At 71.7% G+C, this 8,991-nt stretch carries 12 protein-coding genes and 1 pseudogene; 5 read left to right on the forward strand and 8 right to left on the reverse strand.

Features of this window, described 5'->3' with window-relative positions; genetic code table 11:
* Nucleotides 1-137 precede the first annotated feature (137 nt).
* Nucleotides 138-1,325: a DUF6777 domain-containing protein gene (locus ACZ5TL_RS16550; protein WP_468590425.1), complete on the forward strand. Its 1,188-nt coding sequence runs from the start codon at nucleotides 138-140 to the stop codon at nucleotides 1,323-1,325.
* A gap of 1 nt (nucleotide 1,326) precedes the next feature.
* Here ACZ5TL_RS16550 and ACZ5TL_RS16555 read toward each other — a convergent pair whose 3' ends face one another.
* Both ACZ5TL_RS16555 and ACZ5TL_RS16560 read right to left on the reverse strand, forming a co-directional pair.
* Entirely contained in the window at nucleotides 1,327-1,740 is a 414-nt protein-coding gene (locus ACZ5TL_RS16555) for a PRC-barrel domain-containing protein (RefSeq protein ID WP_468590427.1), read from the reverse strand.
* Entirely contained in the window at nucleotides 1,737-2,321 is a 585-nt protein-coding gene (locus tag ACZ5TL_RS16560) for a PRC-barrel domain-containing protein (protein ID WP_468590428.1), read from the reverse strand. The genes ACZ5TL_RS16555 and ACZ5TL_RS16560 overlap by 4 nt, the downstream gene beginning before the upstream one ends.
* A 36-nt stretch (nucleotides 2,322-2,357) precedes the next feature.
* Here ACZ5TL_RS16560 and ACZ5TL_RS16565 point away from each other — a divergent pair, with 36 nt between their 5' ends.
* On the forward strand, nucleotides 2,358-2,504 hold the full coding sequence (locus ACZ5TL_RS16565) for a hypothetical protein (RefSeq protein WP_468590429.1): 147 nt from the start codon (nucleotides 2,358-2,360) through the stop codon (nucleotides 2,502-2,504).
* A gap of 141 nt (nucleotides 2,505-2,645) precedes the next feature.
* Entirely contained in the window at nucleotides 2,646-3,110 is a 465-nt protein-coding gene (locus tag ACZ5TL_RS16570) for an ATP-binding protein (RefSeq protein ID WP_468590430.1), read from the forward strand.
* Between the two features lie 173 nt (nucleotides 3,111-3,283).
* Here ACZ5TL_RS16570 and ACZ5TL_RS16575 read toward each other — a convergent pair whose 3' ends face one another.
* A complete protein-coding gene (locus ACZ5TL_RS16575; RefSeq protein WP_468590431.1) occupies nucleotides 3,284-4,171 on the reverse strand; it encodes an RNA polymerase sigma factor SigF in 888 nt (295 codons plus the stop codon).
* Between the two features lie 297 nt (nucleotides 4,172-4,468).
* Between ACZ5TL_RS16575 and ACZ5TL_RS16580 the strand changes: the two genes are divergently transcribed.
* Complete coding sequence (locus ACZ5TL_RS16580; RefSeq protein ID WP_468590432.1) at nucleotides 4,469-4,882, forward strand: helix-turn-helix domain-containing protein; 414 nt, start codon at nucleotides 4,469-4,471, stop codon at nucleotides 4,880-4,882.
* An 18-nt stretch (nucleotides 4,883-4,900) separates the two neighbouring features.
* On the opposite strand, the gene ACZ5TL_RS16585 is transcribed toward ACZ5TL_RS16580, so the two are convergent.
* The 3 genes and pseudogenes from ACZ5TL_RS16585 to ACZ5TL_RS16595 form a co-directional block, all read right to left on the reverse strand.
* Complete coding sequence (locus tag ACZ5TL_RS16585; RefSeq protein WP_468590433.1) at nucleotides 4,901-5,503, reverse strand: ClpP family protease; 603 nt, start codon at nucleotides 5,501-5,503, stop codon at nucleotides 4,901-4,903.
* On the reverse strand, nucleotides 5,503-6,144 hold the full coding sequence (locus ACZ5TL_RS16590) for an ATP-dependent Clp protease proteolytic subunit (RefSeq protein ID WP_468590434.1): 642 nt from the start codon (nucleotides 6,142-6,144) through the stop codon (nucleotides 5,503-5,505). Before ACZ5TL_RS16590 ends, ACZ5TL_RS16585 begins: the two co-directional genes overlap by 1 nt.
* A 133-nt stretch (nucleotides 6,145-6,277) precedes the next feature.
* Nucleotides 6,278-6,439, reverse strand: a pseudogene (locus ACZ5TL_RS16595) (epoxide hydrolase); the annotation flags it as partial.
* A gap of 161 nt (nucleotides 6,440-6,600) precedes the next feature.
* Here ACZ5TL_RS16595 and ACZ5TL_RS16600 point away from each other — a divergent pair.
* On the forward strand, nucleotides 6,601-7,083 hold the full coding sequence (locus ACZ5TL_RS16600; RefSeq protein WP_468590435.1) for a VOC family protein: 483 nt from the start codon (nucleotides 6,601-6,603) through the stop codon (nucleotides 7,081-7,083).
* 45 nt (nucleotides 7,084-7,128) lie between these two features.
* Here the strand turns inward: ACZ5TL_RS16600 and ACZ5TL_RS16605 are convergent, their stop codons facing one another.
* Together ACZ5TL_RS16605 and ACZ5TL_RS16610 are read right to left on the reverse strand one after the other, a co-directional pair.
* Nucleotides 7,129-8,019, reverse strand: a complete 891-nt coding sequence (locus tag ACZ5TL_RS16605; RefSeq protein WP_468590437.1) for an aminoglycoside phosphotransferase family protein — start codon at nucleotides 8,017-8,019, stop codon at nucleotides 7,129-7,131.
* Nucleotides 8,020-8,037: 18 nt separating this feature from the next.
* The gene (locus tag ACZ5TL_RS16610) at nucleotides 8,038-8,940 is read right to left on the reverse strand and encodes an SGNH/GDSL hydrolase family protein (protein WP_468590438.1); all 903 of its coding nucleotides are present in this window, start codon (nucleotides 8,938-8,940) and stop codon (nucleotides 8,038-8,040) included.
* Between the last annotated feature and the right edge of the window lie 51 nt (nucleotides 8,941-8,991).

Genomic DNA, 8,991 nt, shown 5'->3' on the forward strand with positions numbered 1-8,991 from the left:
AGGTCCGTCCGCGTCGGCTTGCGGGGCGTACGGGCCCGGAGCACACAATGAATGTGTCATGAAAAAGCGGCACATACCGGGATCAATCACTCCGGGTGTGGGAAGGCCGCAGAGAACCCACGCGGGAAGAAGAGCTCGTGAGCGTCGAACCGCCGTCGTCCGGCCGCCCCACAGGACCTCCGTCGGGCCCGCTGTCGGGCCCCTCCCAGCCGCCGTCGGGCGGCGGCCCGCCCTCCGAGCCGCCGACCGGGGGAGGCTCCTCGCCGGAGCCGCGCCGCCCATGGTGGGGATCGGTACCCCGTGTCGCGATCGTCGCCACCGTGGTCGTCGCCGCCGTGATCCTGGCCGTGGTGCTGTCCCGGCCCGACGGCGGCGGCACCGGCGCGTCGGACGGCGGCACCAGTACGTCTCAGGGCGAGGTCTTCCTGCAGCCCGCGGCCGACACCGGCCCGGACCCGTTCACCGAGTCGACGGCGAAGCAGAGCTCCGCCCCGCCCGTCTCGCCCTCGCCCACCGAACTGGCCCCGCGGAACGCCGTCCAGAGCGTGCAGGGCGGAGCGCCCGGCCTGTACGGCGGCACCCGCAACGTCGCCAGCTGTGACGTGGAGAAGCAGATCACGTACTTCCAGGGCGCTCCGGACAAGCAGCGGGCCTTCGCCTCGGTCGTCCGTGTCGACGTGCCCGACGTCCCCGCGTACCTGCGCGCTCTCACCCCCGTGCAGCTGCGCATGGACACCCGTGTCACCAACCATGGCTTCAAGGACGGCGGGCCCACCCGCTACCAGGCCGTTCTCCAGGCCGGTACGGCCGTCCTCGTCGACGACCGCGGCGTGCCGCGGGTGCGCTGCGCGTGCGGCAACCCGCTGACCCCGCCGGTCGCCCAGCAGAGCGCGCCCAAGATGACCGGTGACGCGTGGCCGGGATACAAGTCGTCGAACAACGTCGTGGTGACGCCCGCGCCGGAGCCGGTCGCCGTCTTCGTCATCCGTGAGGCCGACGGCGAGTGGTTCGAGCGCCAGAAGGGCGACACCGGCACGAAGGACCGCAAGACCGAGAAGCCGGACGAGCCGTCCCCGTCGGTGAGCGTCACGACGCCGACGTCGCCGACCGACTCGACCTCGTCGGGGCCGCCGACGACCGAACCGCCGACCTCGGACTCGGACACCCAGACCTCGTCGGACCCGCCGACGACAGATGATCCGCCGACGTCGGAGTCCGAACCGCCGTCCGGGAACGGCACCGGGAACGGCACCGGGAACGGCACGGGGAACGGCACGGGGACCGAGACCGGGGGCGGCACGACGGACCAGGCTCCCGCCTCCTGACTCAGGCACGGACCACCAGGGCGTAGTCGCCGAGCCCGAGCAGCCGGTCGGCCGGCAGGTCGCCGTGGGCGGTGACGACCGCCTCGACCCGGCCCGTCTCCGGTTCGAACGCGACGTCCTGGACCGTGCCGAGCGCGTCGCCCGTCTCGGTGAGGATCCTCAGGCCCGGCAGCTCGTGGTGCGGCGGTACCTCGGCCGGTGCGGCCCTGGTGCGCACGAGTACGGCGTCCGGGCCGACGGCGTGCAGCGCGCCCCAGGCGAGCACCGACTCCTTGCGGGAGTGCCTGCCCCGCACCCGGACATGGGTGACCACACCGGAGACGGCGTCGACCGTCAGCGACCTCAGGACGCCGATCTCCTCCGCATCGGTCAGCGTCAGCACCGGCAGGCCCCGTGCCTGCGAGAACAGCATCACGACGGCGTCCCCTCCCGTCCCTCCTGGAAGGCGTCGACCCGGGCGACGAAGGCCGGCAGGTCGTCGGCGACGTAACGGGTGGCGTCCGCCGGGATGACCAGGGCCCGGCCCGAGACGGCGAGTGTCTCGCCGCGCGGCACGTACACCCGGTGGCGGCGGCGCCGGGAGCCCTGCACAAGCGAGGTGCCGGCGGCGATCCGGAAGCCCACCACCCGGCCGCTGGTGCCGCTCTCCACGATCACGTCGAGCACGGTGCCGACCTCGGCACCCTCGTCGGTCAGTACCTTCGCGTGCAGCACCCGGCCCTGCTGGGCCTCGCGGCGCGCCACCACGGCGGACGTGTCCCGCAGCGCGCGGGCGTCGGACACCATGACCGCGTGCGAGCCGAGCGAGTGCACCGCCGGCCAGGGCAGGCTCTGCTTCAGCGGCCCCGACAGCAGTCCGCGTCCGCTGAGCGTGAAGCCGGTGATGCGCCCTGCCGCTGCGTCGAAGACGGTGTCCTTGATCTGGGCGACGGCGTCGCCGCCCAGGGTGACCACCGGCAGGGTCGTCAGGGTGCGTGCCGCCAGGAGCTCGTTCACCGGAGGCCCTTCCCGCCGGGCCGGCGCCGGACCGCGATGACCGTCCCGGACCGCCGGCCCGCCTGTACGGCGAGCGTCACCATTGCGACGGCGGCGATCGCCGCGATCGCTACGATCAGCCATGTCCACCAGGCCACCGCGCACCTCCGGCGCTCCGGACCGGTCGCCTTCGACCGGTCCTGATTCCTTCCGGGTGCCCCGCGGACGGGGGACAATGCCCGGAGTACCGGACGGGCGAGCACCTGGCAGGACTGTGCGGCCCGGCTCGGGGTACGAGCACTGGTGCAGAGCGTCCGGCCAGTCCGGCTTCCCAGAGAGAAAAGAATGATCGACCACCTGGACGGGGCAGTGATACCGACTGGTTTCGACGTGCCCGTGGAACCGCTGCGGCGGGCGGCACACTACTCCGGCGAGCAGGGATGTATCGCCGAGGCGAGGTCCTTCGCCGCGCTCTTTCTCGACCAGCTCAGGACCGAGTGGTGCGCAAGCATCGACGAGCGCCTCGACGGCGCCGTGCTGCTGGTCGTGAGCGAGCTCATCACCAACGCCGACCGGCACAGCAACGGCCCGTACATCCTGGAGCTCATGGGAACGGACACGTCGGTGACGGTGTCGGTGTACGACAGCAGCTCCGCGCTGCCCCGCATCTTCCCCCGCGACCCCGAGCGCGTCGGCCGGCACGGCCTGGAGATCGTCCACGCGCTCGCGGAGCGGGTCAGCGTGGAGCGGGTGCCGGTGGGCAAGCGGGTGCGCGCCGTGCTGACCCTGTCCGATGGCTGCGACGGATGAGGTGTCCGGGCGAGGCCGACCGTCCGGAGGGGTCCGGTCACCCCCGGGTGAGACGAGGCGTTCCCCGGCCCGAAGCCGTGTGCAGCGGGTCATCCGGTGCCGGACAGCGTCGCGGGTGCCGCCCCACTCCCGCATGGGGGACGAGACCCGCAGGCCTTGGTCCGTCGGCCGCGTCAGGCGCAGCCCAGCTCGCCCAGCATGCCCTCGCGCAGCCGGGTGATGATCCGCTTGATGAGGCGGGAGACGTGCATCTGGGAGCAGCCGAGCCGCTCACCGATCTCCGCCTGGGTGGCCTCCTCCACGAACCGCATGTGGATGATCTGCCGGTCGCGCTCGCTGAGCTCCGCCATGAGCGGTGCGAGCGCGTGGAAGTCCTCGACGAGCCGCAGCCCGTCCTCCTCGACGCCGATGAAGTCGGCCAGGACCGCCTCGCCGCCCTCGGGGCCGTCACCGGTGAGCGCGGCATCCAGGGAGGACGAGTTGTATCCGTTCGCCGCGATCTGTCCCTCCACGACCTCACGCTCGGAGATGTTCATCAGCGTGGCGAGCTCGGAGACCGTCGGCTCGCGGTCCAGCCGGCTGGCGAGCTCCTCGCGGGCCTTGGCCAGCTCCACGCGCAGCTCCTGCAGCCGCCGCGGCACGTGCACCGCCCACGTCGTGTCCCGGAAGAAGCGCTTGATCTCGCCGACGATGTACGGCAGCGCGAAGGAGGTGAACTCGACCTCGCGCGACAGCTCGAACCGGTCGATGGCCTTGATCAGGCCGATCATGCCGGTCTGGACGATGTCCTCCATGTCGTCGCCGCGCCCCCGGAACCGGCCGGCCGCGAACCGAACGAGCGACATGTTCATCTCGATCAGGGTGTTGCGCGCGTACTGGTACTCGTGCGTGCCTTCTTCGAGTTCCGTCAGGCGCTGGAAGAACTGGCGGGACAGCTCCCTGGCGTCCCGCGGGGCCACGGATCGCGGGTCCACGACTCCCGGCAGTGCTCCGTCACCCGCGCTGGCCTCGGCGTTCTCTTCGACGAGCTGTGCCTTCGACCGGATCACGGCGGTCTCCATTACCTCTCCCACGAACGTCACGGCGGACATCTGCCTAGGTACTCCCGAGTTGCGGGTACCCGGGCAGTCGCACAGCATGCCCTCCGATTCCTCCAGGGGCGAAAAACGGGCGGAGCAGGCCGCTCCGCTCCCTTGAGGCTCTCCCACGGGACCGTCGCCGGGCAAGCATCGTGCGCACGGCCCGGGCCCGGGAACCACGCGGGGACCGGACGCCGCGGACTGAGAGGTTCCGGTGATTCCTCCCACGGCGGAACGCCGCGCCCTTTCTCCGACGGCCTGGATTCCTAGGCTGGAGCGGTGAGCAACCACGTGCCGAACAAAGCCCGAGTCCTCCCGCTGCGCCCGCACGGCGCGCGTCCCGCCGGCGCCCCGCCGCGCCAGGCGCCCCCGGCCCCCGCAGCGAAGGAGCCGCTCTGGCGCCACCTGGTGGGTGACGTCCTGCGCCGCGAACGGCTCGCGCAGGAGCGCACGTTGAAGGACGTCGCCGATGAGGCGCGGATCTCGATGCCGTACCTCTCGGAAGTGGAACGCGGCCGCAAGGAAGCCTCCTCGGAGGTCCTCGCGGCCGCCTCCCACGCCCTCGGACTGAGCCTCGGTGACCTGCTGTCGAGGGCGCAGGGCGAACTGACCCGCGTCACCTCCCGGTACGCGGGCGGCAGCCGTCGCGGGGCGTCCACGTCGTCCCGCGACGGGATGTGCCTGGCCGCCTGAGCCCGGCCGGCCGGCGCCTCAGACCCTCACGGGGCGCCGGCTGAGCACCTCGTCGGCCAGCCCGTACCCCACCGCCTCCCGCGCGGTGAACACCTTGTCGCGGTCCATGTCGGCCCGCAGCGCCGCCACGTCGTGGTGGGTGTGCCGCGCCAGCACCTCCTCCACCTGGGAACGGATCCGCACCATCTCCTTGGCCTGGAGCGCCAGGTCGGACACCATGCCGCGCTGCCCGCCGGCCGCCGGCTGGCCGAGCAGCACGCGCGCGTGCTCCAGCACGAACCGCCGTCCGGGATCCCCGCCGGCCAGCAGCACGGCCGCCGTGGAGGCCGCCTGGCCCACACAGCACGTGGAGATCGGCGCCTGCACGAACGTCATGGTGTCGTAGATGGCCATGAGCGAAGTGAACGAGCCACCGGGGGAGTTGATGTAGATCGAGATCTCGCCCTCCGGCGCCGACGACTCCAGGTGGAGGAGCTGCGCGATGACGACGTTGGCGACGCCGTCGTCGATCTCGGTGCCGAGGAAGATGATCCGCTCGGACAGCAGCCGGCTGAACACGTCGTAGGACCGCTCGCCCTGCGGGGTGCGCTCGACGACGTTCGGAATCGTGTACGTACCCATTACTGCAGCCCCATCCTGCGCCGGGTGGCCGCCGGGCGGACGTCCGTGAGGGACTCCACGACCCGGTCCACCATGCCGTAGTCCCGCGCCTCCTCGGCCGTGAACCACCGGTCCCGGTCGCCGTCCCGGGAGATGGTCTCCGGGCTCTGGCCGGTGTGCTCGGCGGTGATTCGCTCGATGGTCCGCTTGGTGAACTCCAGGTTCTCCGCCTGGATCTCGATGTCGGCGGTCGTGCCGCCGATGCCCGCCGACGGCTGGTGCATCATGATCCGCGCGTTCGGCAGGGCGTAGCGCTTGCCCGGCGTGCCGACGCTGAGGAGGAACTGGCCCATGCTGGCCGCGAAGCCCATGGCCAGAGTGGAGACGTCGTTGGGGATGAGCCGCATCGTGTCGTAGATGGCGAGGCCCGCGTGCACCGCGCCGCCGGGGCTGTTGATGTACAGGCTGATGTCGGTGCGCGGGTCCTCCGCGGACAGGACGAGCAGCTGGGCGCAGACCCGGTTCGCGGAGACCTCGTCGATCTGGGTGCCCAGCAGCACGATCCGCTGGGAGAGCAACTGGGCGGCCAGATGGTCGTCGAAGCGGGTCGGAGGGGTGTCGCCTTCCTCCGCCCGAGGAGCGAGCGTCGTGAGTGGAGTCATCGGTTCTCCTCTGTCGTGGCACCGGTGCCGCGACGGGTCGGGGACATGCTGTCGACTCCACTCTTGACCTCGGACGATGCCCTCAGCCGTTTTCTCTGCCCTGGGCAGATCCGCTACCGGCAGAGCATGCGGCTCAGCCCTTCTCGTGCAACTGGCGGAAGAACGCCCGCACGTCGCCGGCCGGCAGGTCCGGCTCCTGAATGGCCGCGAAGTGCCCGCCGCGGTCGAACTCCGTCCACCGCACCAGGGTCTCCGTGCGCTCCGCCTCGTGCCGCAGCGGCAGCTGGAGCTCGGCGCCGGTACCGCATCACGTCGGTGAGGGCGACGACGTCCTCCCCCGGATGCTGGATCGCACAGGTGCATCAGCCGCCTGAATGAGCCGAGGCCCGGCCGATGAGTTTCGCGGCGAGGACCGGTCGACACAGATGACAGCGATCCGCGCTTTGGGAGGAACTCATGGCATCCGACGGCTTCACCACATGTCTCTGGTTCGACGGCCAGGCCGAGGAGGCTGCCCACTTCTACGTCTCGACCTTCAAGAACTCCAGCATCGGCAAGGTCGCGCGCTATCCCGAGGGAGCGCGTCAGCCCGCCGGCAGCGTGATGACCGTCGAATTCACGGCCAACGGCCAAAAGTTCCTCGGACTCAACGGGGGACCTCAGTTCACGTTCAACGAGGCGGTCTCCTTCATGATCTTCTGCGAGAACCAGGAGGAGATCGACTACTACTGGACCAAGCTCATCGAGGACGGCGGCGAGCCCGGCCCCTGTGGCTGGCTCAAGGACCGGTACGGCGTGTCGTGGCAGGTCGTCCCCGACCGGCTCGACGACATGATCACCGACCCGGATCCGGCGAAGGCGGCCCGGGTGACCGAGGCGTTCATGGCGATGGGCAAGTTCGACATCGCCGCCCTGGACAGGGCGTACGCGGGCGAGTGACGCTCCCCCGGGGGCAGGACGCCTTCGGAGGAGGGCGTCCTGCCCCTACGCCGTCTCGGCGAGGATCTCCTGGATCACGTGCCGGGAGTTCTCCGCGACCGGAGGGTTCGTCTCCCAGTAGTACGGCAGCGCGATGACCGCGATCGACAGGGCCCAGCCCCGGCCGCGTGCCCACTCGGCCGCGTCGGCGCCCACCCTCTCGCGGAAGACGCCCCGGGCCCCGGCGGGCAGCAGGCACCAGGCGCTGATCAGGTCGACGGCGGGATCGCCCACGCCGACCGTGCCGAAGTCGATCACGGCGCTCAGCCGCCCGCCCGTGACCAGGAGGTTCCCGGCCATCAGATCGCCGTGCGCCCAGACCGGCGGCCCAGTGTGCTCCGGGGCCCGCAGGGCCTCCTCCCACAGGTCCGTCAGCGCCGCGGTGTCGACCCGGCCCGCGAGCTGCGCGAGTGCCTCCCGCATGGAGGAGTCCCGGGTCGCCAGCGGGACCCCCCGGTAGCCGAGCGGGCCGTCCGACGCGTCGATCCGGCGAAGGGCCGAGACGTAGGCCGCCAGGTCCTCGGCGAGCAGGACGGGTTCCTGGAGGCGGCCGGGCACCGGGTTGCGGCCGTCCAGCCAGCCGTAGACCGACCAGGGCCAGGGGAAGTCCTCGCCGGGCCCGCCCTGCCCGAGGGGTTCGGGCGAGGCGGCGGGCAGTCCGGGGCCCAGCCGGGGCAGCCAGCGCAGTTCATGGGTGATGGCCTCGACGGCACGGGGATGCCGGGGCAGCCGTACGACCTTGTCCGCACCGAGGCGGAACATGGCGTTCTCCGTCCCCGAGGACGCAAGGCGCCGCAGGGGCAGCCCCGCCCACCGCGGGAACCGCCCCGCGATCAGCCGGCCGACGAGCGGCAGGTCGATGTCCAGCTCGTCCTCATGCATCCGCACCGCGCACATGGCGCGTATTCGACCGTCTCAACTCGCGGACTGTCGAATGGTTTTGGTGATCTCGCGGGCGATGCGCAGGATCCCGGGGGAGCGCACCGGGCAGGGCTTCGGCCTGGACGTGGTGGGAGCCAGGCAGAAGTGGAGATAGTCGTCGTCGCGGTGCAGGGCCGTCCGGTCGCGGCCGGGCTGGGTGCAGTAGTCCGGGTGGGCGCGCTCGAAGGCCGTGCACGGCAGGTGCTGCGTCCAGGTGTAGCGGCCGCCTGCCGGGCTCACCGCCTTCCCGGCGTCGGCCACGAGGTCGCCCGAGGCGGCGGCCCGCTCCTCGTAGAGCGCGTTGACGCGCCGGACCCGGTCGGGGTTGATCGGGTCCGGGCCCTGTGACACCCACACGATCCTCGGGCGCTTGCCGTCCCCGGCCGCGGCGATCTGCTCGGTGAGCCGGCGCGCGTCGTCGGCGTACCGGTCGAAGTACCGGGCCTTGGACTCGTCGTGGGTGATGCCGTCCATGCACTGCGTGTAGCCCCAGGAATTCCCCCAGAACTGCAGCACCACGAAGTCCGGCCGCAGCCTGCGCACCAGCGCGGCGGCCTTGTCGGCGGCCGGCACCAGCGACCGCTCGGCCGTGCCCTCCAGGTAGTCGCACAGCGTCGTGCCCGAGTACGGGGCGCTGGTGTACTCGGCCTTCAGGTCCCGGCGTAACTCCTGCCCCAGCACCTTCTGGCCCTCCATCGCCAGCGAGTCGCCGAGGTACAGCACCTTGGGCGCCTTCTTCGGCGCCGCGCCCGGGGAGGCGGGGGCGCGCTGGTGTGTGGTGGAGGCCGACGCGCGCGGTGGGGCCGGCGCCGGCTCCTCCGGTGCGGAGACCGGGTCCCCGCACCCGCCGAGCAGCACCCCGGCCACCAGGACCCCCACGACCCACGCCTTGCGCATACGGCAACTCCCGCCCCCGCCACCGAAACGGCACTCAGGCAAGCACAGCCG

This window comes from Streptomyces sp. NPDC033136 (genome assembly GCF_055578235.1).

Bases quoted from the DNA above. Each gene is read 5' to 3' on its own strand.
- ACZ5TL_RS16565 (WP_468590429.1), top strand. From the start codon at position 2,358: ATGACCGTCCCGGACCGCCGGCCCGCCTGTACGGCGAGCGTCACCATT.
- ACZ5TL_RS16570 (WP_468590430.1), top strand. From the start codon at position 2,646: ATGATCGACCACCTGGACGGGGCAGTGATACCGACTGGTTTCGACGTG.
- ACZ5TL_RS16575 (WP_468590431.1), bottom strand. From the start codon at position 4,171: ATGGAGACCGCCGTGATCCGGTCGAAGGCACAGCTCGTCGAAGAGAAC.
- ACZ5TL_RS16585 (WP_468590433.1), bottom strand. From the start codon at position 5,503: ATGGGTACGTACACGATTCCGAACGTCGTCGAGCGCACCCCGCAGGGC.
- ACZ5TL_RS16590 (WP_468590434.1), bottom strand. From the start codon at position 6,144: ATGACTCCACTCACGACGCTCGCTCCTCGGGCGGAGGAAGGCGACACC.
- ACZ5TL_RS16600 (WP_468590435.1), top strand. From the start codon at position 6,601: ATGGCATCCGACGGCTTCACCACATGTCTCTGGTTCGACGGCCAGGCC.
- ACZ5TL_RS16605 (WP_468590437.1), bottom strand. From the start codon at position 8,019: ATGTGCGCGGTGCGGATGCATGAGGACGAGCTGGACATCGACCTGCCG.
- ACZ5TL_RS16610 (WP_468590438.1), bottom strand. From the start codon at position 8,940: ATGCGCAAGGCGTGGGTCGTGGGGGTCCTGGTGGCCGGGGTGCTGCTC.